This window comes from Paenarthrobacter sp. E2MeOHC11 (genome assembly GCF_058744955.1).
Genome location: NZ_CP196673.1, coordinates 3,899,267 through 3,924,534 on the forward strand (window position 1 = coordinate 3,899,267; position 25,268 = coordinate 3,924,534).

At 60.5% G+C, this 25,268-nt stretch carries 16 protein-coding genes and 1 pseudogene; 13 read left to right on the plus strand and 4 right to left on the minus strand.

The window, feature by feature from the left end:
- Positions 1–12 precede the first annotated feature (12 nt).
- Positions 13–2,472, minus strand: a complete 2,460-nt coding sequence (locus ACSSVG_RS18140) for an FtsK/SpoIIIE domain-containing protein (RefSeq protein WP_492419243.1) — start codon at positions 2,470–2,472, stop codon at positions 13–15.
- A 1,206-nt stretch (positions 2,473–3,678) separates the two neighbouring features.
- A pseudogene (locus tag ACSSVG_RS18145) lies at positions 3,679–4,176 on the minus strand (FHA domain-containing protein); the annotation flags it as partial.
- Positions 4,177–4,350: 174 nt separating this feature from the next.
- On the opposite strand from ACSSVG_RS18145, the gene ACSSVG_RS18150 reads away from it, so the two are divergent.
- From ACSSVG_RS18150 to ACSSVG_RS18195, 10 genes are all read left to right on the plus strand, one after another.
- A complete protein-coding gene (locus tag ACSSVG_RS18150; protein ID WP_374110844.1) occupies positions 4,351–4,968 on the plus strand; it encodes an acyltransferase in 618 nt (205 codons plus the stop codon).
- Positions 4,965–6,056: a DegT/DnrJ/EryC1/StrS family aminotransferase gene (locus tag ACSSVG_RS18155; protein WP_231338014.1), complete on the plus strand. Its 1,092-nt coding sequence runs from the start codon at positions 4,965–4,967 to the stop codon at positions 6,054–6,056. Before ACSSVG_RS18150 ends, ACSSVG_RS18155 begins: the two co-directional genes overlap by 4 nt.
- Entirely contained in the window at positions 6,056–7,042 is a 987-nt protein-coding gene (locus tag ACSSVG_RS18160; RefSeq protein ID WP_231338016.1) for a Gfo/Idh/MocA family protein, read from the plus strand. The genes ACSSVG_RS18155 and ACSSVG_RS18160 overlap by 1 nt, the downstream gene beginning before the upstream one ends.
- A 186-nt stretch (positions 7,043–7,228) precedes the next feature.
- Positions 7,229–8,413, plus strand: coding sequence for a UDP-galactopyranose mutase (glf, locus tag ACSSVG_RS18165; protein WP_492415806.1), 1,185 nt, complete (start codon positions 7,229–7,231; stop codon positions 8,411–8,413).
- Positions 8,410–10,407 (plus strand): glycosyltransferase, encoded by a 1,998-nt coding sequence (locus ACSSVG_RS18170; RefSeq protein ID WP_492415807.1) that lies wholly within the window; start codon positions 8,410–8,412, stop codon positions 10,405–10,407. Before glf ends, ACSSVG_RS18170 begins: the two co-directional genes overlap by 4 nt.
- Before the next feature lie 2 nt (positions 10,408–10,409).
- Entirely contained in the window at positions 10,410–11,267 is an 858-nt protein-coding gene (locus ACSSVG_RS18175; protein WP_231338022.1) for an ABC transporter permease, read from the plus strand.
- Positions 11,268–11,999 (plus strand): ABC transporter ATP-binding protein, encoded by a 732-nt coding sequence (locus ACSSVG_RS18180; RefSeq protein WP_231338098.1) that lies wholly within the window; start codon positions 11,268–11,270, stop codon positions 11,997–11,999.
- A 72-nt stretch (positions 12,000–12,071) separates the two neighbouring features.
- The gene (locus ACSSVG_RS18185) at positions 12,072–14,180 is read left to right on the plus strand and encodes a DUF6541 family protein (protein WP_492415808.1); all 2,109 of its coding nucleotides are present in this window, start codon (positions 12,072–12,074) and stop codon (positions 14,178–14,180) included.
- 2 nt (positions 14,181–14,182) lie between these two features.
- The gene (locus ACSSVG_RS18190) at positions 14,183–14,668 is read left to right on the plus strand and encodes a GtrA family protein (RefSeq protein ID WP_159707499.1); all 486 of its coding nucleotides are present in this window, start codon (positions 14,183–14,185) and stop codon (positions 14,666–14,668) included.
- 3 nt (positions 14,669–14,671) lie between these two features.
- On the plus strand, positions 14,672–15,628 hold the full coding sequence (locus ACSSVG_RS18195) for a glycosyltransferase family 2 protein (protein WP_089595595.1): 957 nt from the start codon (positions 14,672–14,674) through the stop codon (positions 15,626–15,628).
- A 68-nt stretch (positions 15,629–15,696) separates the two neighbouring features.
- Here ACSSVG_RS18195 and ACSSVG_RS18200 read toward each other — a convergent pair whose 3' ends face one another.
- Positions 15,697–19,140: a chitobiase/beta-hexosaminidase C-terminal domain-containing protein gene (locus tag ACSSVG_RS18200; RefSeq protein WP_492415809.1), complete on the minus strand. Its 3,444-nt coding sequence runs from the start codon at positions 19,138–19,140 to the stop codon at positions 15,697–15,699.
- A gap of 227 nt (positions 19,141–19,367) precedes the next feature.
- Here ACSSVG_RS18200 and ACSSVG_RS18205 point away from each other — a divergent pair, with 227 nt between their 5' ends.
- From ACSSVG_RS18205 to ACSSVG_RS18215, 3 genes are all read left to right on the plus strand, one after another.
- Positions 19,368–20,144, plus strand: a complete 777-nt coding sequence (locus ACSSVG_RS18205) for a hypothetical protein (protein ID WP_231338201.1) — start codon at positions 19,368–19,370, stop codon at positions 20,142–20,144.
- Between the two features lie 86 nt (positions 20,145–20,230).
- Positions 20,231–20,767 (plus strand): hypothetical protein, encoded by a 537-nt coding sequence (locus ACSSVG_RS18210; protein ID WP_231338211.1) that lies wholly within the window; start codon positions 20,231–20,233, stop codon positions 20,765–20,767.
- Between the two features lie 213 nt (positions 20,768–20,980).
- Entirely contained in the window at positions 20,981–22,327 is a 1,347-nt protein-coding gene (locus ACSSVG_RS18215; protein ID WP_492415810.1) for a hypothetical protein, read from the plus strand.
- A 99-nt stretch (positions 22,328–22,426) separates the two neighbouring features.
- Here ACSSVG_RS18215 and ACSSVG_RS18220 read toward each other — a convergent pair whose 3' ends face one another.
- Positions 22,427–25,114, minus strand: a complete 2,688-nt coding sequence (locus ACSSVG_RS18220) for a GH25 family lysozyme (RefSeq protein WP_374110810.1) — start codon at positions 25,112–25,114, stop codon at positions 22,427–22,429.
- Between the last annotated feature and the right edge of the window lie 154 nt (positions 25,115–25,268).

Here is a 25,268-nt window from a genome sequence, read left to right on the forward strand (position 1 = left end):
TGCGCTGGCGAATCATGCTTGCACCTGGGGGGGAAAGCCCGTTGCCAGCACTCCTTGAAACGGTTGCACATCAGCTCCGTTCACGAGATAGCCGCGACCAGCGTGGGCTGTCCGATCGACTTCAAGACGGACACCAAGGAGTTCGCCATCGTGGGGTGTTCGCGGTGCCAGGACCAAACCCGTGCGCGAGGTTTGCACTTCCCGGACAAGTGGAATTTGCTGGACCAGTGCAGGCCCTGGAGTGGCCGTCAGGACGACGCCGCGGACGCCTTCCACCAAGCTGGCGAGAGCCTGGCGGCCTTGCTTGTCCAAAGAGTCAGCGTCGTCTACCAGCAGAATGCTGTTGGGGTTCAGGCCTCCTTCGGCTGCCTTTCGTGCGACTGACGCCCAAAACGGGGCAGGGGATGTTCCAACGGTTGGGAAGACCCATGGAACAGAGGGATTTAGGTTGTGGAGAGAGGCCAGCGTTGAGCTCTTCCCGGAGAGAGGGCTTCCGAGGATAACGGTGACAGCGTGTAAACGGAGGGGCAACGACAGAGGGACGGCTTCGTCACCTCCAACGCCGACCCAGAGTTGCGCCCCCGAGCTGCCTTCAGGATGGCCCGGCCCGCTTGTGGCGCCCCGTTGATCGGACCACGATGCGGAACCCTGACCTGCACGCATCCGCTGAGCCTCGAACGTCGCCAGCCGGTCGCGGAATTCGTGTTCGCTGAGGCGACCCGGGAGGGGCCTTAGGCGGAACGGAGGTTCCGATGACGTGATGTTCGCGAACGGCCAACTTCCTATGTCCGGAGCCTCACGAAAATGTGTGACGGTGAGCTCTCCTCCGACGAAGCTGCCCGTGGTTATGGCGCGGCCCGGAAGTGGTTCCACGTCCGGAAGGCGCGGCCAGTGGAACCTCGATTCTTCCGTGGACCCGAGAGGGAAATAGGCACGACTCTGTATCGCCGCAAAAAACCGTGAGCTGACCAGTTCCCGGTCGCCACAAATCAACACTGTGATGCCCAAGGGGCAGCCGTCCCTCACGATATCCTGCAGGACACCCTCTGCCCACGCTGAAGGTCCGGACCGGAACGCGGTTGCCCACGAGCACCACCCCGTGATCATTAACGCCAGTGGTTTGGTCCGGGTGGCTTCATTGGCTCTTCGCCGATGGTCCATTTCCTCTGACAGGCGCCTCAGGACACTGACCGCGAGAGGCAACTCGTGCAGCCCCGCCTTGGCGCCGACTCCTTCCCAGCCATCGAAGTCGCCCAGTATCCCGGCCCCATCCAGGATGTACATGTGTGGTTGAGGCCCGTGTATTGCCAACATGGCAGAGACGGCTCTGAAGCAGTTGTGCATTCCCCCTGAGGGACTGCCGATCATTGCCAGATGGCCGTGCTCGGCCGGCAGCCACAGCAGAGGCTCCACGATTTGGCGGGCCGGTCTGTCAATCAAGGCCAACGGCCCTACTGCCCAAAGTGTGGCTGGTTGGGGGGATTCATCCGAGCCTGGAAGCTCCTCATGCCATCGGATCTGCGAGGGCAGTGGCACAGCTACAGGATGTCTCGGGAGGGGGCTGCCCACCCGACCCCATGCATCCAGGACGGCAGCCGTGAGCTGTTGGACACCAGCATCGGAGAGGCCACTTTGGCGGTTTGACACCGATTGCGCCTCGGAGCGGCGGTGCAGGGCATCCCCGGCCGAACGGACAAGATCCCGCGAGATTTCCCCCCGCCCCTCGGGTGCCGTGGAATCGCTGGAAATGGCCAGGGACGCAGTCTGGAATTCTTCCGGCCTGCCCGAGGCCCGTGCCAGGTATGCCCGCCCCGGCGTGTCCGCACGTATCGAGGCAGCGGCCTTGGAATTGATGATGTCCACGGACTCAGTCTCCGATTGCACTCGAAGGGCGATACTTGAGGTGACGTTTGCCCGGATATCTGCGGTCAGGGCTCCTTGGGGCCTTTGCGTGGCCATCACCAGATGAATGCCAAGGGAGCGGCCGATGGCAGCGACTCTCATGAGTTCACTAAGAGCGCCGGGGGCCTGGTCTATCAGCATGCGGAATTCGTCGATCACCAAGACAAGATGCGGGATGGGAGGAAACTCGTCCGAAGCGGCATGGCGATATTGGGTTAGATCCGTGACACCTGCCGCTGCGAACAGTTCCTCGCGATGCCTGACCTCTCCGCGAAGGGAAGCCAACGCACGATCCAGATGGTGCCTGCCGAGGTCCGTCAGGAGGCCGACGCAGTGTGGCAGTCCGGAAAGTGGCCGCAGCCCTGAACCGCCTTTGAAATCAAAAAACAGGAACGTTGTATGGGCGGGAGAATAGCTCAGCGCTATTGAAGCGACGAGCGTCCTGAGAAGTTCCGACTTTCCGGATCCGGTGGTCCCGGCAACCAATAGGTGGGGACCGTCGACTTTTAAATCAAATCCAACCCACCCTCCCGGGCCCTGGCCCAGCACAGCCGAAAGTCCGTCCAGCATTGCGGTCTGTTCCCAACGAAGGAGGATCCTTCGTGGTCCGAGTGGAAGCAGATCGGTCAGGGAGCATCGGAGAGGAACATTACGGCCGATGCCGGCACTGTCAGGGCGGGGTATCGACGCCAGATTTCGGCAGAATGCGTCGAAGACTCCCTCAGGGACCAGATCCGGAACGAAAGTCCGGCGCTCGCCGCCAAACTCCAAATAGCCCGTTGTCCCGGACTGCGAAATTTCGACGAGGGGTCCAGCCCGTTCGGCCGATGTCCCGCAACGCACTACTTGCCACCCCGCCAGACGAGCTGAATTGACGACGGCGGTAAGGACGTCGTCTTGACAGCCCGGATGGTCCAGCACGATCAGCCGCCCGTCCGGGCTGTTTTTCAGGTGGTCAAGGGCAGCGAGAGCGGCCTCAGGATTGGTCGTAAGAATCACTTCAGGCAGGAATCTGGCGCTCATGGGCAGCCTCCCGAGGCGTCCAAGAAAAATGACAGCGGACTCTGCCGCGCAGGGGTATGCGGCAAGCTGCATCACCATGAAACGGAGCACGGCGTCCACGTGACTGTTCGGCCCCCGCAGAGTTACCTCAGCATGCCGTGGATCCAACGTCACTGGCACAAAGCCGATTGTTGGCGGACTGAACAGGGGATCATCGGGAGCCAATCGGATGTTCGCCGACTCTTCCGCTGTGCCGAGCCGGATCCATACCCCTGACGGCTCACCTCCTGATTGTGATGATGAACCCAGCAGTGCTGCTGAAACAGCCGGCTCCTGGGCTGTTTCAGCAATCTGCCTGCCTAAGGCCCCGGACCTACCATGCGCAGCAAGCACCAGCTCTGCGGCAGACGGCGAGCACCGACGGCGCCGGTCAGCATCTTCCCGCGCCGCGCGCGCTACAGCGAGTCTGCACTCCCGTCGGCTTTTGCGGCCAGTGAGGAAGGGGACAAGGAGGCTTACTGCCGAGATGGCTGTGAAACCCAAGTACATCCACATCCCCGTGGCAACAGCCAGTCCGATCCCGGCAATCAAGGGCAGCCCCGCCGTCAGGATCACGGCCGCACGGTTTCCGGATTTTCCCGCATGCGATACCTCCAGGGCCTCTTCCACGGAGCGGCCGGCATTGGTTGAAATATCCGGAAGTGGACCGCTTTCGGCGGAGACTGTGAACGTGGAGTTGCCGCACCGGATCGTTGATTCGGAGGTAACTGACATGTGGCGGATGGGCTGTCCATCCACGAGGACCGGGTTGGCAGCCTCGACGTCCGTTAAAGTGAGGGAGGTGCTGGATACCTCCAGGACGGCGTGCTCCCGGGACATGCCCGGGTCTGGTACCGGGAGATCGACCGGACCCCTCCCTAATCGGAACCGGCCGCGTTGAATCCGGAAGACCTTACCTGCGCTGGGGCCGGAGTGGGTAAGAAGTATCAAAGACATGCACTCCGGTCCAAAGTCGCGCTTCGGCACGGTGCCATCCACTATGACAACGCCTGACACCAGGGGCGGTATGCCAACCGTAAGGGTGGATAGATCCTGTCCCTTGACGAACAACCTGCCAGTTCCACGTTCGCGCATGAGAATGGATTCAAGATGGGCGCCGGACGTGCCGGCAGGAACCGCGATGGTTAGTTCCTCCGGAGTGGGGGGCTCCGCGGCAACGGGGCCGCGTACCAATGTGCACTCCAATGTCATTGCTTCCCTCTCCCGCCTCATCAATGGGTGGTCTTGACCCTCGCTGGCCTGAACGCTACGGCCGACGTTATGGGCTTGGAGCCGGGACCGCAGCACCCGGTGCGGCGTATGTGGACAACCCGGGCTGGGCCACAACGCTGGTGAGCTTGACGCTGGGGCATGGTGTCTCGGCTAAGATGAATCTCGTTGTCGCGTGTGCTCAATGAGGAAGGACCTTCACCGGTGATAGTGGTTGCGGAGAGCGCCGATGTTTCAGACAAGGCGGTAATTGGTGATGGATCAAAGATTTGGCATCTGGCCCAAGTCCGCGAGCAGGCCGAATTGGGCGTCAATTGCATCGTAGGACGGGGTGCCTATATCGGCACTGGGGTCAAGATGGGGGACAACTGCAAGGTCCAGAACTATGCACTTGTCTACGAGCCCGCGGTACTTGAAGCCGGAGTTTTCATCGGCCCGGCCGTAGTGCTGACAAACGACACCTACCCCCGTGCGGTCAGCCCGGATGGCAGCTTGAAGAGCGCTCACGATTGGGAGCCGGTAGGCGTCACTATTCGTGAAGGTGCATCAATCGGTGCCCGTGCCGTCTGCGTCGCTCCAGTAACCATTGGTCGGTGGGCCACAGTTGCCGCCGGAGCCGTCGTGGCCAAGGATGTCCCTGATTTTGCCCTGATGGTCGGAGTTCCGGCCAAGCGCCACGGTTGGGTCGGCAAAGCTGGTTTCCCGCTGCAGCGCAGCGGTGAGAACTGGGTATGTCCGGAAACCGGCGCAACGTATGTTGAACAGAACGAGACCCTTCGAGAGGTAGAGGCATGAGCCCCGAATTCATTCCCCCGGCCAAACCCATCATCGGCGATGAAGAGCGCAGGGCCGTCGATGCCGTGCTGGCCTCGGGCCAACTCGCCCAGGGCTCGGAGGTGGCGTCCTTTGAGCAGGAGTTTTCGCAGGTCCTCCTCGATGGCAGGGCAGCCGTTGCCGTTAACTCCGGCACTTCCGGTTTGCACCTGGGCCTTTTGGCAGCGGGCATTGGGGCTGGGGACGAGGTCATCGTCCCGTCATTCACGTTTGCTGCGACCGCAAACTCGGTAGCGCTGACTGGTGCCACTCCTGTTTTCGCCGATGTGGACCCGGACCACTACACGCTGGACCCGGCCTCGGTCGAGGCGAAAATCACGGATCGCACCGCTGCCATCATGCCCGTCCACCTTTATGGGCACCCGTTTAATGTTGACGCCATCGGTGCACTCGCCGCTAAGCACGGTGTCAAGGTTTTCGAAGACGCGGCCCAAGCTCATGGTGCAGCCGTCAACGGGCGCAAGGTGGGTACATTCGGCGACTTCGCTATGTTCAGCCTTTACCCCACGAAGAACATGACGTCAGGCGAAGGCGGCATGGTCAGCACTGGTCTGGCGGATGTTGAACGTCGACTGAGGCTGCTCCGCAACCAAGGCATGGAACGCCAGTACGAAAATGAACTGGTCGGTTTCAACTGCCGCATGACAAACATCCACGCTGCCATCGGCCGCGTTCAGCTCACCAAAGTCAATGGTTGGACGAAGACCCGTCAGGAAAACGCAGCATTCTTTGATGCAAACATCGAAGGTGTCGTGACCCCCAAGGTCGCCGAAGGCTACGAGCACGTTTACCACCAGTACACGATTCGCATTGCCGAGGACCGTGACGGGTTTGCGAAGGCCCTCCGCGAGGAGTACAACGTTGGGTGCGGCGTTTACTACCCCATCCCCAACCACCGGCTTGCGCCTTTCCAGACCTCGGATGACCTCCCCGTCACTGAAGAAGCAGCAGCAAGCGTGCTGTCGCTCCCGGTGCACCCGTCCCTCAGCCAGGACGACCTTGACCGGATTGTTGCCGCTGTCAACGCCGTTGCCAAGGCAGGCAGCTAGTGGCGAATCTGCGCGCCGGCCTTATTGGACTGGGCATGATGGGTCGCCACCACGCCCGCGTCATCCGTGAACTGGAGGGCGTTGACCTGGTCGCCGTCGCCGATTCTTTCGGGGACCCCCACAACGTTGCCGACGGCCTGACAGTGTTCAACACGGTCGAGGAGCTCATTGCGCAGGGAATAGACATGGCCGTAGCGGCCGTGCCTACCATCCTGCACGAAGAAGTGGCACTTCAGCTGGCCGAGGCCGGTGTGCACTGCCTCGTTGAAAAGCCGATCGCGAACGACTCCGAGTCCGGCCGTCGCATTGCCGAAGCCTTTGAATCCAAAGGACTTATCGGTGCTGTCGGGCACATTGAACGGTTCAACCCTTCTCTGCAGAGCCTCCGGGACCGTTTGGAGAACGGCGACCTGGGTGAGGTCTACCAAATCAGCACGAGAAGGCAAGGACCGTTCCCGGCCCGCATCGCAGACGTAGGCGTGGTCAAGGACCTGGCAACCCATGACATCGACCTCACGGCGTGGCTGGCCCAGAGCAACTTCATCAACGTCGTTGCCCACACCACCTCCCGCAGCGGACGCGAGCACGAAGACATGGTTACGGCTATTGGCCATCTCAAGAGTGGGGTCGTGACAAACCACATCGTCAACTGGCTCTCGCCCATGAAGGAACGCACTACGGTGGTTCTTGGCGAACGCGGGGCGTTCATCGCCGATACCATTTCCGCCGACCTTACGTTCGTGGAGAACGGGACGTTCCAGACGGACTGGGATTCGGTTGCAGCCTTCCGGGGCGTTTCCGAGGGATCCTCGACCCGCTTCGCGCTGGCGAAGCGCGAACCCCTCAAAATGGAGCATGAGGCCTTCCGTGATGCAGTTCTCGGAAAGTCACTGAACATCGTCACCATGGCAGAGGGGCTTGAGACTCTGCGGGTTGCGGAGGCCGTTTTGGCTTCGGCAAAATCCGGCTCAGTCATCGCTCTCTGAGCCATCCACATAAAGCAAGGCACCGAGGGGAGGCTGGCCGCCGGCCAGTCTCCCTTTGCCGTTTCCCGACGCCGCCCATCACCACCGTGTGCCGCCCCGGATACGGGGAACCCTCGTCATGTCGGGTAGCCTTGACCAGTAGACGTGGGCATTTCTGTGCCCGCACGCCAATACACAGGAGAGTTTGTGAACGCTGATCTCGTCGTCGTCGGCTCGGGTTTCTTTGGCCTGACCATTGCAGAACGCGCCGCTACCGAGTTGGGGCTGAAGGTCGCGGTGCTTGATCGCCGCCACCATATTGGAGGAAACGCCTACAGCGAGAATGAGGCCCAGACAGGAATCGAGGTACACCGCTACGGCGCGCACCTCTTCCACACGTCGAATGAACGCGTCTGGGATTATGTGAACCGCTTCACCAAGTTCACCAACTACCAGCACAAGGTTTACACCAGCCACAAGGGCGAGGTTTACCCCATGCCCATCAACCTGGGCACCATCAACCAGTTCTTCCGCTCGGCCATGAGCCCAACGGAGGCGAAGGCACTTATTGCCGAACAGGCCGGCGAGTTGGCTGGAACTGATCCGCAGAACCTCAATGACAAGGGCATCCAGCTGATTGGCCGCCCCTTGTACGAAGCCTTCATCAAGCACTACACGGGCAAGCAGTGGCAGACGGATCCCAAGGACCTGCCGGCTGAAATTATTTCGCGGCTTCCCGTGCGTTACAACTATGACAACCGGTACTTCAACGACACCTACGAAGGGCTCCCGGTTGACGGCTACACCGCCTGGATTGAGCGTATGGCCGATCACCCGAACATTGAAGTCGTCCTGAACACGGATTTCTTCGACGACGGCGAGTTCGGCAGGTCATCAGTCCTCGGTCAGGTGCCAGTCATCTACACAGGCCCGGTGGATCGTTACTTCGACTATGCCGAGGGTGACCTGTCGTGGCGAACCATCGACCTTGAAGAAGAAGTCCTCCCCATTGAGGACTTCCAGGGTTGTTCCGTCATGAACTACCCGGACGAAGACGCGGCCTACACGCGAATCCATGAATTCCGCCACTTCCACCCCGAGCGGGACTACACCAAGGACGCGACGGTTATCATGCGGGAGTTCTCACGCTTTGCCGAAAAAGGCGACGAGCCGTACTACCCGGTCAATACCTCTGATGACCGCCAGAAGCTGCTGGCCTATCGCGACCTCGCACGCGACGAGAAGTCTGTCCTGTTCGGCGGTCGCCTGGGCACGTACAAGTACCTCGACATGCACATGGCCATTGGCTCCGCCTTGTCCATGTACGACAACAAGATCAAGCCGCACTTCACTGGCGGCGCCAAGCTTGAAAGCGGGGGAGTGGACGCATGACGGCTACTACAAACGAAAGTCAGAAGACGGCGATGACAACCACGGACGCACCGGCCAAAGAAAACCTCCGCATCGTTCAGCGTGTGGTGTTCCCTGCCAACCGCGACCTTGACACCCTTCCGCTGTACGTCGACCCTGACACCAGCAAGGTGAAGAAGGAAGATGGCGAAAGCAGCACCGTAGTCCAGGCAGTTGGCATGGCGCGGAAACTCCATCCGGAAGACATCCTGGACCGGGGTTCCGTGCAGGTTCGTCGTGGAGAACGACTTTCCTTTGGATCGTACTTCAACGCTTTCCCGGCAAGCTATTGGCGGAAATGGACCGTCGCCACGAAGACAGTCCTGCACCTTGACACCGAAGGCGAGGGGACGGTCATTGTTTACCGCTCCAACGCCCGTGGCGCCTCACAGCGTGTGGATTCCATCCTCGTCGAAGGCGCAGCCAGCAACGACTTCGAGTTGACCCTTGCGCCGTTTGGCGACGGCGGCTGGTACTGGTTCGATCTGATCGCCGGCGGCGATGGCATGACCCTCAAGGGCGCACACTGGGCAGTTCCGGACGAAGGCCGCCCACAGGGCCGGGTCACGCTCGGGGTAACGACATTCAACCGCGCGGACTACTGCCTCGAAACCATCAAGTCGATTGACGCTGACGCTGGGCTGAGGGAGATCCTCGCGGAGTTGATCATCGTCGACCAAGGCAACAAAAAGGTTGCCGACGAGGCCGGGTTTGATGCAGTCGCTGAGTCGATGGGTGACCAGCTGCGCGTTATCAACCAGGGCAACCTGGGCGGCTCGGGCGGCTTCGCCCGCAACATGTACGAGATGGTCGTTTCCGACAAGAGCGATTACGTCATGCTGTTGGATGACGATATTGAGCTTGAGACAGAGGGCGTCATGCGTGCAGTGGCGTTCGCTGATCTCTGCCGCAAGCCAACCATCGTCGGCGGACATATGTTTGACATGTACAACAAGTCTGTCCTCCACGCCTACTCGGAAGTCGTCAACTTCTACCGCTTCCTGTGGGGACCGGTCGAAGGCCTTGGCAACCACGACTTCTCTGCTGCAGGGTTGCGGTCCACCCCTCAGCTGCACAGGCGTTGGGATGCCGACTATAACGGTTGGTGGATGTGCCTCATCCCCAAGACCGTGGTGGAAACCATCGGCCTTTCCCTGCCCGTCTTCATCAAGTGGGATGACGCAGAGTATTCACTGCGCGCCCGTGCAGCCGGGTTCCCGACGGTCACTCTTCCCGGGGCGGCAGTCTGGCACGTCTCCTGGGCCGACAAGGACGACTCTGTTGACTGGCAGGCCTACTACCACGAGCGCAACAGGCTTATCGCGACTCTCCTGCACTCGCCGTTCCCCAAGGGCGGACGCATCCTGCGCGAAAGCCTGAACACGGACGTCAAGCACTTGGTGTCCATGCAGTACTACCCGGAGCAGGCGCGGATCATGGCCCTGCGGGATGTCCTTGAGGGTCCGGGCAACCTGCACCAACAGTTGCCCACCACGATGCCTAAACTCCGTGCAATGCGCGAAGAATTCCAGGACTCACAGGTCAAGACGGATCCCGGGGCCTTCCCGGAGGTCTTCCGGAAGCGTCCCCCCAAGAAGCCGCAGTCCTACAAGCAGCCCGGAGCTTTGGGCTTGCTGCCGTGGGCCGTAAAGACTGTCCTGAAGCAAACGCTAGCCCCCGTGCGTGACTCCGCCAAGGAGAACCCCGAGGCACAGGTGGCGCACCAGGACGGCAAATGGTGGAGCCTTGCGCACCTGGACAGTGCGGTCGTCTCCAATGCGGATGGAACGGGAGCGTCGTGGCACTTGCGTGACCCCAAGCTGGCCCGCCAGCTCGTGGTGGAATCGGCAAAACTGCACGCCCAGCTCTTCTCCAACTGGGAGACCTTGCGGGCCCAGTATCGCGAAGCCCTTCCAGAGATCACTTCCATGGAATCCTGGCGGGAAACTTTTGAAGCGTCGGAGCCCAGCAAGTAGCGATGTCGAACTCCACTGATACTTATGCTGTTCCGGGGGTGGGCGCCGGACTGCTGGACGTGTACCGGCGGCGGTACCTCCTCAAACTGATTGTCCGCAAAGAACTTCGTGTCCGCTACCGCGGTTCGGTACTGGGTCTGGCATGGTCGTACGTCAAGCCGCTCGTCCAGTACGTCGTGTTGTTTTTCGCCTTGGGCATCGTTCTGCGCGTCGGGGACCAAATTCCCAACTACGCCCTGTACATGTTCTCCGGCGTCATTGTCATCAACTTCTTCTCCGAAGCATTTTCGAATGCCACAAGGTCGATCGTGTCGAACGCGGCACTGGTCAAAAAGATCTATCTTCCGCGTGAACTGTTCCCCGTAGCCTCCGTCTGGGTCGCTGCGGTCCACTTCCTTCCGCAATTGATTGTTCTGCTGGCCGCGGCCCTGCTGAGTGGGTGGCATCCGGATGTCATGCAGTTATTTGGCGCCCTTCTTGGCTTTGTCATTGTGGCCGTCACGGCAACCGGCCTCGGCCTGTTGGCCGGTGCCGTCAATGTGTTCTTCCGGGACGCCGAGAACATCGTCGATATGTTGATGATGATCGTGACGTGGACTTCGCCGGTCCTCTATGACTGGACGATGATCCGCCGGTTGGCAGCGCCCTGGGTTCTCACGATCTACCAGCTCAACCCCATCACCGTTGCCGTGGAGCTATTCCATTGGGCCTTCTGGTATCCGACGGTCGACCAGCCCGTCGAATTGCCTCCGCATCTCTTGGTGACGGGCTTCATAGGCCTCGGCATGGCAGCACTGTTCCTTGTTATTGGCCAGATCGTCTTCCGACGGCTCGAGGGCCACTTTGCGCAGGAGGTCTAAATGGGCGCCGCAGTAATCGTCAAGGGCCTGAAGAAAACATTCAACCTCCGTCACTCGCACTCCATGAAGGAAACCCTCGTTTGGCTCGCCAAAGGGCGAAAAGGGGACCTCACCAAGAAGTTCGATGCGCTCCATGACGTGAGCTTTGAGATCCAGCCGGGGGAGACAGTGGCATTGCTGGGCTTCAACGGCTCCGGCAAGTCCACCTTGCTGAAGCTGATCTCGGGTGTCATCCTGCCCGACGAAGGCACCGTGCGTACCAAGGGCAGGGTTGCAGGTTTGATCGAGGTGGGAGCCGGGTTCCACCCGGATCTGTCCGGGCGTGAAAACGTCTACCTCAACGCAGCCATCCTTGGGATGACTGAGCAGGAGATCCAGGACAAGTTCGACGACATCGTTGCCTTCTCCGAGATCGAACAGTTCATTGATACTGAGGTGAAGTTCTACTCTTCGGGAATGTTCCTCCGGCTTGCTTTTGCGGTGGCCGTCCATACCCAACCCGATATTTTCCTCGTGGACGAGATCCTGGCGGTGGGTGACGAGCCCTTCCAGAGGAAGTGCCTTGCCAAAATCAAGCAACTCTCCGACGAAGGCCGCACCCTGGTGGTTGTCAGCCACGACCTTGACATGATTTCGCGGATTTGCGACAGGGGAGTGGTGTTGTCCTCCGGCACGGTCCAGTTCGAGGGTCCGGCGGACCAAGCTGTGGCGTGGCTGCGGGAACGCAACTAACCGCAGTCAATTGCAAAGAGTCGTCTGTCAACGGATGGCTAGTGGAAGCATCTAAGAAAGGCGATCGTAGGAATGGGTATCGGCCCGCTGCTGTTGTGTGTACTCCTGATCGTTGTGTTGTGGTGGGGCCCGGGCTGGATCTTGGGGGAAGCCTTGGGCGTTCGCCGGGTTCTGCTGCCCGTGGTGGCACCATTGCTCGGAATGGGCGTATTGACCGTGATCGGCGTGATGGGAAATGCGCTGGGACTCAGCTGGCAGCTGCTTCCAGTGACGGCTGTCCTGCTGGTTCTCTCTGCACTCCTGTTCGCCCTGCGCATCACATTGTGCCGCTATTTCCCGGATAAGTTCGGGTCCGCGGCCAAACCGGCGATATTTGGCAAGCATCGGTTTGCAGGCTCCTGGTGGATACTCCTTGCAGGACTGATCGCAGGCGGTGCGGTAGCCGCTGTCTCATGGATTGTTGGAACTGAAGGCCTCCAGGGGATCAATCAGGACTGGGATATCCCGTGGCACGCCAACATGATCCGGTTGATCTCGGTGAACCACGAGTGGGATCCGAGTATCGCGGGCAACTTCGCCTACTACGACACCAATATTCCTGAAGCTCCCATCCGGAGCTACCCGATTGCCTTCCACGCCGTGCTGTCGCTGTTCTGGCCGATGAGCGGTGTCAGCATCCCCGTGTTCCTTAACGTCTTTGTCCTGGTGATGATGGCAGTTCAACTGCCCTTGAGCACCATGGCACTGACGATGCTGGTCACTCGCCGCCCGATCGCCGTGGCTGCGGCTGCGGCCGTTGCTGGCTGGTTTACGGTCTACCCTTATGACCTCCTGTGGCGTGGCCCGCTGATTCCGTTCTTTGCCGGCATGCTGCTGGTAGGTCCATTCGCTCTGCTGGCAGTGAAGGGAGCGGTGGAACGGCAGAAGTTCTGGGTCCCCGGCATCGCGTTCGGGGCAGTAGGACTTATCGCCGTCCATCCCTCGCTGGCCTTCGTTGTACTTCCCGTACTTCTCTTCTGGTTGCTTTCGGCGTTGATCCGCCGAAAGGGCAGGATTCTCGGCATTACGGTATACCTCGCCGTCTCAGGTGTCCTCGCGGTGGTCCTCGGCTGGCCGATCATCGCCCAGATGCTGAAGGAATCCGAGCGCGTTTCCAAGCAGGTGTGGGCAGCGGACACCGATCGCAACGGAGCCATCCAAAACATCATGTTCCTGAACCATGGTTCGATGGCTATGCCGATCCTGACCGCCCTCGTGGCACTGGGCTGTTTGGCCGTGATCCTCAGGATCCGCATGTGGTGGTATTTCGGTCCTGTGTTGGCCTTCGCATTCCTGTCGGTCTACACAATGGGTACCGACAACCCTAGATTCATGACGTTGACGGCTCCGTTCTACGACGACCAGTGGCGTATCTTCGGCATCCTCGTAATGCTCCTGGTACCGCTCGCAGGCTTGGGAGTGGCGCAGTTGGCCGAAGCCATCGCGTGGTTGGTCGCAAAGATACGCAGCAGGTCGGGGAAATCCGCCCCGGAGGGATCTCACGCCGGCCACAGGCCCAGCCATGTAGTGACTGCTGCGGCAGCTGCGGCCGTGCTCTTGGTGAGTGGTATTGCCGCCATCCCCTACTTCAAGCAGAACGCCGAGCGGATCAACATCAATACCAAGGTTGATGGCGCAACGCTGAGTGCATCAGAAGTTGGGCTTCTCAGCAAGATCGACCAGTACGTGCCGGCGGACGCCACCGTGCTGAACGACTCATGCGATGGTTCGGTATGGATGTACGCACTGGGCAACCGCATGCCGATGATCCGCCATTTCGAGATTCTTCCGACAAACCGTCAGTTGCTCGTCCTCCAAAAGCTCCCTGAACTTGCAACGGATCCGCAGGTACGCGACGCGGCCGCTGAATTGGGCATCGAATGGGTCTACATTGCCGACGGCAGGATCAGGGCATGGGATGAGCCCAAGGCGGGGCTCACGCAGCCTGATTCCATTCCATACCTCCAGCTCGTGGTGCGTGAAGGAAACGCTGCCCTGTACAGGATCGACTGGTCCCAGTTGCCTGGTGGCAAGGAGGCATTCGATGCCGCGGCGAAGGACCGTCTGCAGCTTGACGGCGTATCAGGGATTCTTGAAAACCGGAATCCGGACGGCATTGCACCGCTAGGAAGGATCTGCTGATCATGAAGGCATTTATCTCCAAGTTCCTGGCATCCAGCTTGTTCAAGTTCCTGCTCATCGGAGGCTTGAGCTTCCTGCTGGACCTTGGTCTCCTGGCCCTGTGCTTCCAGGTCTTTGGCTGGCCGCTGTGGCTGGCCACCGGTGCAGGCTTCTGGGGCAGCTTCTTCTTCAACTACTTCCTGCAGCGCCATTTTGCCTTCAACGGTGGCGGAACGGCCCTCGGGGGAGTGCTTCGGTATTCAGGCCTCCTGGTTTTCAATACGCTGGCTGTGATGGGCATTGTTGAGCTTTTCGAGTTCATCGGTGCCGGCTACGTAGTGGGTAAAGTGGTTGCGACGATCGTGACCATGGGGTGGAACTACTTCATTTACAAGCACTGGGTCTTTCCGCAGAAGAAGCAACCGAACAGCGGCAGCGAACAGTTAGATGGCCAGTCGGGCACCGACACGCCAACACAGAAACTCACACCAAACAGCAGCGAAGGATAATCGATGTATCGAGGCGTTCGAATTGCCGCGGTAGTACCGGCCTACAAAGAAGAAAACCACATCGCCCAGGTCATCGAAACGATGCCTGATTTTGTTGATGACATCGTCATTGTTGATGACTGCAGCCCGGACGACACGTCGGGAGCCGCACGCCGCGCCGACGACGGTCGCGTCACCTTGATTCGGCACGAAGTCAACCAGGGCGTGGGAGGTGCCGTCCTGACGGCCCACAAAGCAGCCATGGAACTGGGTGCCGACATCAACGTGGTCATGGCAGGCGATGCCCAGATGGATCCCGACTACCTTCCCCAACTTCTTGATCCCGTGGTAGATGGCTATGGCTTCGCCAAGGCCAACCGGTTCTTCTCGGGAGAGTCGTTTGCAGGAATGCCCGGCTACCGCATTTTCGGCAACATCGTGTTGTCCTTCATGACCAAGCTTGCCTCCGGCTACTGGCACATCTTCGATCCGCAGAACGGCTACACCGCCATCCGCACCGAGGTCCTCCGCCGCCTTCCCATGAATAAAGTGGCAGCGCGCTACAGTTTCGAAAACGACCTCCTGATCCACCTCAATATTCTTGATGTTCCGATCGTGGATGTGCCGATTCCTGCGGTCTATGGCAACGAGGTCTCCAGCATCAAGTTGCGGAAGGTCATTCCCGAACTCCTTGCCATGCTCTTTGGCGGTTTCTGGCGCCGTGTGTGGTGGAAGTACATGGTGTGGTCCTTCTCCGCTGTTGCCCTCTTGCTGATCGCCGGCATTGCCCTCATCGTCATGGGCCTTGTGGCTGGAATCTGGGTCCTCGCGGCAAGCGTGGGATCTCCGACGGCCGGGTCGGTGATGTTGGCTGTGGTGCCCTTTGTCCTGGGCGTGCAGATGCTCCTGGTATCCCTGCAGTTGGATATCCAGGCGAGTCCGAACAGGCCCACCATGCATCCCATGAAGGAACGCACTTAGGATCTCCTGAAAGTTAAAACAGGGAGGGTCCGGACGCCAAGCGTCCGGACCCTCCCTTTTTCATGTTCCTATGGAAGGGAAGTGAATCCTCCCCAACCCCAGCCGACCTGGCTTCGGGAGAGCCATCCGGATGTTCCGTTGCCGGGGTACAGGAACAAGTTGCCACCGGCGTCACGGGCGAGGACATCGTTCTTGCCGTCACCGTTGAAGTCGCCCGGTCCGAGGATGGCCGTCATCCCGCTCCAGCCGCTCCCAACCTGGACCCGGCTAAGCCAACCACCCGTGCCGTTGCCTGGATACAGCCAGAGGATTCCTGAGGTGTCCCTGGCCAGGACATCGGTCTTGCTGTCGCCGTTGAAGTCGCCGGTACTCAGGATCGCATTCATGGCATTCCAACCCGTACCAACTTGGGCGCTTGAGGTGAAGCCGCCTGTGCCATTGCCGCGGTAGAGCCACAGGACGCCTGCCGAGTTTCTTGCGAGGACATCGGCCTTGCCGTCACCGCTGAAGTCGCCTGGCGCCAGGATGAGCGTCATTCCGGCCCAGCCGGTCCCCGCCTGGACGCGTGTCTGGAGGCCACCGGATCCATTGCCCGGGTAAAGCCAGAGAACACCATTCGCATCCCGGGCCAGGACGTCGCTGCGTCCGTCCCCGTTGAAGTCCTTCGTGGGAACGATGGCATTCAGCGAGTTCCAGCCGGTTCCCAGGGAGCGTTGGGTCAACCAACCCCCGGATCCGTTGCCCGGATACAGCCACAGCGTGCCGCCGTTGTCGCGTGCCACGACGTCGTTCTTTGCATCACCGGTGTAGTCCTTCCAGGTATTCGCCGGTGGGGCTGTCACGGTGTAGGCCTGGCTGACGATGACCGAACTGTTGTTGGAGGTGTCCACCGCGAAATACTTCAGCGTCATGGCTGCCGTCAGCGTGATCGCTGAGGAGTACTTGTTGGCCGCTGTGGCGGTGGGGTTCGTTCCGTTGGTGGTGAAGTAGATGCTGGATCCAGCCTCGTTGGCGGTGAGGGTGATCTGCTGATTGGCGGGGTAGCTGCCAGCGGGTGGTGTCACAGTTACCACCGGAGGAGTGGTATCCAGAACCGTGTAGGCGCGCGTGGTGACGGCCGAGACGTTTCCGGAAGCGTCCACGGCCAAGGCCTTTACGGTGGTGTTGGCAGTCAACGCAAACGCCGCAGTGTAGGCCTTGGTGGTTCCCGAAACGGTAGTTGCGGGGTTTGTCCCGTCTGTTGTGTAGAAGATGCTTCCCGGTTCACTGGAAGACATCGTGACCAGTTGTCCTGAGGCATAGCCCCCTGCCCCGGGAGTGACGGTCAGGGTCGGAGCCGTGTTGTCCAGCACGTACGTCTGCGTGACCACTGCCGATGAATTTCCTGCGGTGTCCCGCGCGAAGTACTTCAGGGTCATCGACGTCAAGGGGATCGGGCCCGAATAAACCGGACTCGATGTAGTCGGCGTCGTGCCATTGGTTGTGACGTAAATGGTGGCCGCTTCATTGACTGACAAGGCAATGGTCTTGCCGGCACCGTACGTTCCTCCGGCCGGATCCACGGATACGACGGGAGGGGCTGTGTCAGGAGCGAAGACAGTCACGTTCCTTGCAGCCGTGGAAGTGTTGCCTGCGTTGTCCCTGGCTTCCACCGTGAAGGTGACAGGACCACTTGGAACGTTCGTGTAGGCCTTGGGAGATGTGCAGGCCGTGTAGGCGTTGGAGCCGAGCTTGCACCTGAATCCTGCAATGTCCGTGGAGGTGGAGGTGAAGGTGAAGGATGGCGAGATGCCGACAGTTGCGCCTTCCGCGGGTGAACTGATGGATACCTGGGGCGCGGTCAGGTCGACGGTCACGGTTACCGACGCAAGTGTGCTGACGTTGCCGGCCATGTCCGTGGCTCGGACCCGCAGGACGTGTTGCCCCGCGGTAGTGAGATTGAAAACGTGCCCGTTGGCGCAGGCGGTAAACGCTGTCGTGGAATCGACTGAGCAGGACAACGTCGAATCGGGATCGGAGGTGACGCCGAGGACCGGCGCGCCGTTGACGGTTGCTCCCGCCGCGGGTGAGGTGATCACCGGTGCGCTGGGTGCGGCCAGGTCGACTGTGAAAGTCCGCGATACGGGAAGGCCTGATGGAGCTGCCCTCACCGAGAACGTGTAAGCGCCGCTGGCCAAAGCCGTTGACGGCGTGAAGGTGCCGCCGGAGCATACCTGCCAGACCGGCGTCGCCGTGCTCAACTGGAGGCTGCACTCAAGGGCGCCGCCCGGCGGCGTTGAAGCAACAGTGAACGTTGGCGTGGAGTCGTTGGTGAACGCCGGGTTGGCCGCTTGGGTTCCATTTGCCGCCGTCGGACCGCTGACGATGGAAGGTACAACGCCACCCAGGGTGAGCATCCTTCCGCGCTCAGCGGGCTTGGCAGGATCCAGTTGTCCCGGGTCTTCCATGACCAGGAGTTTGCCGTCCCGCATGGTCAGGCCGCCGACCTTGCTGAAGCCCAGGGCCCACTGGTTGTCCACGGTGTCCGTACTCAGGTCGATGCGGGAGATGGTGTCCTTCCCGGCATCGGCTGTGGTGGTTCCGACCCCGGTTCCTGTGTAGAGGACGAGGGGCGACTGCCAGTCGTAGTAGATGGCTGTCGGCTTGCCGACGTTATAGAGCGGCGCTGGGACGAAGTTGGTCAGTACACCGTCTTCGGGTGCCGTAAACACCGTCAACCCTGTGGTTTCTGCGACATACACCACTACGTTGCCCGCACTGTTGCGGTGCGTGGCAGCCAGGCTGAGGGAGCTGGAGTTGACCGAAGCGATGGATTCGATGCTCGGATGGAGGGCCGTGGGATCCACGATTTTGACGATTGACCGGGCGTTGGCAAACGACAGGTAGATGTTGCCGTCGGGGCCGTCGCTGACGGCATTTGGCCTCAGGTCGCCATCGAAGATGGTTAGCGCGCCGTTGTACTCGAATACGCCATTGTCAGGATTCCACAGGGCCCGTACGACGTCGGAACTTCCGACGGCGGCATCCGGAATGAAGGCCACTTCGTCACCATCGCCGTGGTTGGCAGGGGACGGATCGATCATGGCGGGCGTTCCGGCCAAGGCCGGGCCGTTGTCGTGACCAGTCAGGGTTCCACCGAGGCAGGTGTCCGTTTCGAGGCCCCCCGCGGTTGCGCCCGAAGCCTCCGTCACGCGGCAGAACCCTGCCCGAGCGTCGGAAACCCACAGGCGTCCGTCCGGGTCCACCAATGTTCCTGCGGCTTTGGTCAGACCTGTGGCCACTGTCTGGCGTGCTTGGTCCGCGAAGGCCGGGCCCGCTGTCAGGACGCCGGTGAGTGCCGCCGTCGCAAGGCTGGCAGTGGCCAGAACTGCCGTCAGTTTGTGGCGTTGCCGTCCTTCGCCCGCCTTGCTGAGTGCAATGCGGCGGGGAGTCTTATGAGAGGTTCTTGAGCGACCGGCGAAGGCAAGACATGCCAAACCAAGCTGAAGAACACTGCGATTGCGCGTGTCCACCGAGGGATCCCCACTTCATTCGGATGCTCCCCAGCTCCGCATGCATTGGTTATTCGCCCCACGCCGTTTCCGGCTGCGTCTACGTACATCTTCCACCAATTTTCACATTTGTCACTAGTGCATTCCTGAATGGCCTCGGATTCAGGGGCGTCAAGCAGTCCGTCTTGACCACACAACCGCCGCACCGCACGATTGAGGTGGAGGTCACAATGCGCAGAATGTTGCTGATGGCAATGCCGATGGTGATGCTGTTGGTCGCCTGCACGGCCCCTTCATCACAGCCAACTCCTGGGAACAGTACGCCGGCACCCAGTAGTGACACTGCTACCGCAGGGCCCAGCCAGTCGTCGTCCGCTCCCGGAAGCCGCGAAACTGGCGACCCCGGTCCGTCAGCAGGCGACGACGACCCGGGTCGTTTCTCCTACCGTTGCACCAGCCTTGACGCATCGCCGGAAGTCCAGTTGTCGAGCCTCGCGGAGGTCTGGGCTGCCAATAACTACACCCGTATGGACTCCTGCGAAGTCACCTACGCAGGTGAAGAACCATTCGTTCCAACGCCCCGCGAAGCTGAAGCTATTTCCACGGCCGCGCCGCAGGGTGCAGTAGCCGAGGATGGTCTGGCAGCCATGCAGGATGTCCTCCGGTTGTGCACGCGCATCAGCGATGAAACAGGCCCCGGCGGATTCGAGGAGGCAAGTCACGGGACGTTGCTCGCTGCGGCTGCATTTTGTCCGGACGCGCCGCAGGGGAAAATCATCGCTGGCTGGGCTCAAGGTACGAGGGTTGGCGACGGCAGCCATGTAGTGGGCGAAACCGTGGAAGCCGGCGGAGTCCAGCTCGTCAAGCCCGGCGCTTTGGCCAGCGAATGTACGTGGTCCGTCGCTGCGCAGGACGGTTCCGTCGTCGCCAGCGGAGGAGTCCCTGAGGCCGGCAAAAACGTCGAGCTTGAGGCCGGCCAAAACTTTACTAGTGACAAATGCGGAATTTGGGGGAAGATGTACTAAGACGCAGCCGGAAACGGCTTGGGGCGAATAACCAATGCATGCGGAGCTGGGGAGCATCCGAATGAAGTGGGGATCCCTCGGTGGACATGCGCAGGCGCAGTGTTCTTCAACTCGGTGTGGCAACTCTTGCCTTGGCCGGTTGTTCAGGAACCAAAGTAGATACTTCCCAACCAGCCGCACTCGATTTGGCGCCTGTTATCGCAAATGATGACAAAGTCCCCATTGAGCGTCCGGAGCCTCTCATCCGGTACCAATTCACATGTACTGCGGCAGACGGCAGCCTGATTGGCAAATTTTCGAGCCTCGAGGAAGTCTGGGCATCCACGCGGTACATGCACGTCACGGACTGCCAGGTGGCCTACGTCGGAAGTGGACCGCACATCCTGACTCCCGAAGAAACGGCTGCCGTCAACGCGGCCGTGGCCGCCGGTGCGGCTCCCGGCCAAGCGTCGGCTCTGTGCCTGCTCATCATCAGGGCGTGCACGCGTACCGATCACAGGACACTGGCAGCCTCACTCGCGGCCTACGGGATACCCGTAGTGAAGGGCGCACTGACGTTGGCCCCGTTGGCTCCGCAGGCTGCGCTGCTGACCAGGTGGCTCAAGACTGCAGTGCCTGGCTAGACACGGAGAAGGCGCAGATTCCGCCCTGATTTTTCAAGCCGGGGCGGCGCATTTCAGGGCGATATTCATCGCTACCAACCACACAAATCTGCGGGATCACATGGTCTAATGAAGGTGGTCTCACGTATTGGCTGTTCAGCGTATTTGGGAAACTGACTTTGTTTGGGGGCAAACGAAGATCACCCGTTGCGCACAATCAAGGAGTGATCTTTTATGGCGTTTAGAGTAGGAACTGCAAGCGCTGACATAACGCCGTCGCTGAGCACCAATCCGTATATGGCTGGATATGGTTCTACCGACGGCGGACGCGAGGCCACCAGCAGTTCACCGTTCGAGCCCTTGTACGCTCGGGCCATCCTCATCTGGGAAGACGCCCATCCCCACATCATCATCAGCCTGGATGTCCTGGCATTGCCGCGATCCATGCACCAGCGGATCCGGGACAGGATCATCGAGCTCGCGGATTGGTCGAGCAGCGACATCCTGATCCAGGCGACGCATACGCACAATGGGCCCGCCTTGATTGACACTCTCCATCCCTTCATGGCTTACGGGCTGGCGGATTTGGGCTTGGTGCGTTCTTACAGTGCCGATCTTGAAGACACCATCGTTGACCTCGCCCGGGAAGCCTTGGACGCGGATGAAACGGCAGTGACTTTCGACTACAAAGTTTCAACCCAGAATTTCTCCGCCAACCGCGTGGGACTGCCATACACGGAAACGGCAGTCCTAATTCTCGTCGCCAGGCGAGGCAATGGTACGCCGGCTGCCGTGATATTTAGCTATGGGTGCCATCCCATCAGTGCAGGTCTGCGCACGCTCTTTGATGGAGATTTTGCTGCAGGCGCCTGCAATTACATCGAAAACCGGAATCCGAATTGTTTCGCGATGTTCGTGCAGGGTCCGGCTGGAGATCAAGACCCCGGGGGAGTCCGCAGCTGGGAACTCCGGGACCAGCATGGAGACGCCCTTGGTGCCACGGTCCATTCGAACATGCAATCTGCGGGGCGTGCCCTCAGCGGTCCCATGGTGACGCGCTACCAGGAAGTCCAACTGCCGTTGGATATCACTCCGACAGCCGGAAATCTGGCCGCGGTGCGTGCTTCCTACGTTGCCAGGCTGGCCAATCCCAACGGCCAGCCCCAGTGGTACCAACGGCACGCGCAGGTAATGATCGGACGCATTGACAGCAACAGTTTTGAAACGGCTGTACCGTCCCCGTTCCAGGTGTGGAAATTCAATGGCAGCCCGGAGCTGAAGATAGCCATGATCGGTGGCGAACTCGTCAGCGGCTATGCGGCTTATTTTCGCGGCCGAAATGGTGGGACCAACGGTATTATTGTCGGTGGATATGCAAATGAATCCTGCTGCTATATACCAAGCAATGAGTTCTTTCCACCTTTCATGCCTCTGGGCAGTTATGAAGGTGGATGGGAGCCCGACTTCCCTGGAATCGCGGGGGGTTCGATGACTGTCTACGGCCACTTGGCGCACTTCAAAGCCGGCACTAATGGCGTGGAGACCACACTGGTAAATGCCATGAATGCTTTGCTTGCATAGAGTTGGCCCGGCTAAGGGCAATGATGAATGAGGGGCCCGCCCACGGATTTCCGCGGATGGGCCCCTCATTCATGACGTGGTCTGAGCTTGGGGGTCCTGCTAACCGGCGGCCGGTGCCAGGATTGTGAGGTTGCTCCAGCCTGTGCCGATCCTGGTTGGCGTTCCCCAGGTCTTGTTCGAACCTACAGGGTAGTAGCGCAGTTCACCGATGGTGGTTCGTGCAACGACGCCGAGTGAGCCCGCACCCGCAAATCCACGAACGGCACCGAATCCGGAAATCACGTTCCAGCCGGTACCCACAACGCTTGGAGCTTCCTGAATGAAGTTGCCGGTACCGTTAGTGCGGTACAGCTTTAGGTCCCCGGTGCCCGTTTTGACGAGGAGATCAGCATTGGAATCCTTGTCGAAGTCCATTTGGGCAATGTCCAGGCCGGCCCATCCGACGCCGATGTAGACCCCCGCGGAAAGGGTCTTGCCGCTGGGGTTATTGAAGTAGTACAGCCGGCCGGCGGAGTCATAGCCGACAATTCCGGGGTGCGCGTCTGCCTTTTTCCAGGTGCCTACGCTCAGGGTCCAGCCCTTCCAGTTGCTGCCCAACGCTATCGCCGTCCCAAAGCCGCTGCCGTTCCTGCCCGGGTAGACGTTTAACCGGCCGTCAGACCATTGGGCGACAATGTCCAGTGCGCCGTCGCCGTTCCAGTCGGTGACAAACCCTGCTTTGAAGCCCGCCCAGCCCGTTCCGATGAGGTCTTCCGGCAAAAGGGCCGTGGTGCCGGTCCCCGGATAACGGTAGAGGTTGGCATCCGGACGGACCGCCAGGACATCTTCCTGGTCGATGCCAAGGGTTGTCTCCACATCCAGTGAGGCACCACTGATGAGGCTTGCGTCGTTCCACCCCAACCCTATGAGGCTGCGGTTGCCCCATGACCCGGAACCTGCAGGATAGTAGTAAAGATCGCCGTTCGCTGCACGGGCGTGGAGACCTTGGGAGTCTGCTCCATTGAAGTTGATTGCCGAGCTTACTGCCGTCATGCCACCCCAGCCCGAGCCGATCACCCTGCCGGGCTCGCTGATGAAGCTGCCGACGCCATTGGAACGGAAAAGACGGAGGGTTCCGTCCGAAGTGCGTGTGACAATGTCCTGGTTGCCGTCGCCGTCGAAGTCGATTTGGTTGAGTTGGTGGCCGCTGAATCCGGTGCCAATCAAGACACCGTTTCCAAGTCCTCCACCGCCGCTGTTCGGGTACCGGTACAGATTGCCCAGGTAGTCCTGTCCGATCACACCCGGATAGGCATCCTTCGCGTTCCACCACCCTACTGTCAGGGACATTTCCTGCCACCCGGAACCGACTTGGATGGGTGCGTAGAAAGACCCCCCAGGGGCGCCCCGGAATACCTTTAGCGTCCCATCGGACCATTGGGACAGGATGTCCTGCACTCCGTCCTGGTTCCAGTCCACAACGTAGAGCGACTTTGCGCCGGACCACCCTGACCCGATGGCGACAGGTCCGGTGATTCGACCCGAACCGTTTGCAGGGAAGGCGTCCAATCGTCCGCCCGGGCTCGTAGCAAGGACATCGGCAGCAGACTTGATGGACGGATTCGAAGGGTAGGAGACCCCGCGGGCAAACGTGCGCAGCTGGTCATAACTGCCATTGAAAATGTTTGAATCACCCTCAAACGGACCTGTGCTGCTGTACTGCCACATCGTGTAGTCGCCCCAGCTGGCCGGCATGGAGCCCGGCGAATTTGTGGGGTTGTTCCAGTAGGAAGCGATCCACAAGGGGTAGCTTCCGAAGGTGGAATTGCCGACGCAGGTGTTCCACCAATCGGTGGTGCTGTAAATGACAGGGAAGCGGCCGGTCAGGGCCTTGACGGTGTTGCCAAAGTCGGCTGCCCATTGCCCCAACTGGGCTTTGGACATGTCGTAGCACGTGTTGCCGAAGTAGAAACCGTTGATGGTTCGTCCGGCGTACGGGTTGTACTCGATGTCCAGAACGGGCGGGAGGGTGTATCCGTCGGCCGTCCAGCCTCCACCGTTCGCCACGAAATACCGTGCTTGGTCAGCGCCTGATGACCAATTGGGGATGGCGAAGTGATAGGCGCCCCGCACCATGCCCACGTTGCGGGAGCCGTTGTACTGCTGGGTGTATTGCTCGTTGAGGTAGTAGTTGCCCTCGGATGCCTTGACGTAAGCCCAGCGGGATCCTTGGTTCCATTGGCTCTGCCAGTTGATGTTGGGTTGGTGGGCGCTGACGTCCTGTCCGGCGACGCCGATGGTGGGACGCCAGTGGCCCGGATCTGCTGCCATGGAAACCGCGGAGCTGACTGCGCTGCCTATGGCCCGTGAGCCTGAAGCTGCCGGGGTGCCATTGCTTTGTTGCGCTGCCAGGACCCTGGGGGATCGTTGTCCCATTTCCGCGCCGCCTGCCGGGATGGCTGCCCGCATGGCTGCCTTCATCGTTTCCGCGTCCGGTGCGTTGCCGGGCATTGCTTGCGCTTTGGGGAGCTGTCCCTCGGAGCCGTTACCGGGATCGGCGGGCAACGGCGCAATGTCGGGTGAAGGCTCGACGGCGGGCAGCGGCTGTTGCTGCCCGGCACCTGCGGGCTGCGGTCCCTGCGCTGGAATTGTTTCCTGCGCCTCAGGCGATGGGGCCGGTCGTGGTCCGGAGGACTCTGCCCATGACGGCGAACCAAGGCAGCTGCCCGCTACGAGGGCGGTCGTTAGCGCCAGGCCTGCCCGGGCCAGTAGGCTGCGGCCGAACGGGGCACTTGCACGTCTTTTCATCTTCATATCCGGCCCTGTACCGCGGCTCAGCGGCGCATGGGGTGGCTTGCGGACAAGCTCCGGGGCGGGCGCTTGCGCATGAGACCAAAGGCCAGCTCCTAACGGGCTTTACCATAACATCCTGAAACTGGAGTGACTAGTGGGATCCAGGTTG

What these genes read in the sequence shown, in the direction of transcription:
- ACSSVG_RS18210 (WP_231338211.1), top strand. Translation starts at nt 20,231, where the DNA reads ATGCGCAGGCGCAGTGTTCTTCAACTCGGTGTGGCAACTCTTGCCTTG.
- ACSSVG_RS18175 (WP_231338022.1), top strand. Translation starts at nt 10,410, where the DNA reads ATGTCGAACTCCACTGATACTTATGCTGTTCCGGGGGTGGGCGCCGGA.
- ACSSVG_RS18185 (WP_492415808.1), top strand. Translation starts at nt 12,072, where the DNA reads ATGGGTATCGGCCCGCTGCTGTTGTGTGTACTCCTGATCGTTGTGTTG.
- ACSSVG_RS18220 (WP_374110810.1), bottom strand. Translation starts at nt 25,114, where the DNA reads ATGAAAAGACGTGCAAGTGCCCCGTTCGGCCGCAGCCTACTGGCCCGG.
- ACSSVG_RS18155 (WP_231338014.1), top strand. Translation starts at nt 4,965, where the DNA reads ATGAGCCCCGAATTCATTCCCCCGGCCAAACCCATCATCGGCGATGAA.
- ACSSVG_RS18215 (WP_492415810.1), top strand. Translation starts at nt 20,981, where the DNA reads ATGGCGTTTAGAGTAGGAACTGCAAGCGCTGACATAACGCCGTCGCTG.
- ACSSVG_RS18205 (WP_231338201.1), top strand. Translation starts at nt 19,368, where the DNA reads ATGGCAATGCCGATGGTGATGCTGTTGGTCGCCTGCACGGCCCCTTCA.
- ACSSVG_RS18190 (WP_159707499.1), top strand. Translation starts at nt 14,183, where the DNA reads ATGAAGGCATTTATCTCCAAGTTCCTGGCATCCAGCTTGTTCAAGTTC.
- ACSSVG_RS18180 (WP_231338098.1), top strand. Translation starts at nt 11,268, where the DNA reads ATGGGCGCCGCAGTAATCGTCAAGGGCCTGAAGAAAACATTCAACCTC.
- ACSSVG_RS18195 (WP_089595595.1), top strand. Translation starts at nt 14,672, where the DNA reads ATGTATCGAGGCGTTCGAATTGCCGCGGTAGTACCGGCCTACAAAGAA.
- ACSSVG_RS18170 (WP_492415807.1), top strand. Translation starts at nt 8,410, where the DNA reads ATGACGGCTACTACAAACGAAAGTCAGAAGACGGCGATGACAACCACG.
- ACSSVG_RS18140 (WP_492419243.1), bottom strand. Translation starts at nt 2,472, where the DNA reads ATGCTGGACGGACTTTCGGCTGTGCTGGGCCAGGGCCCGGGAGGGTGG.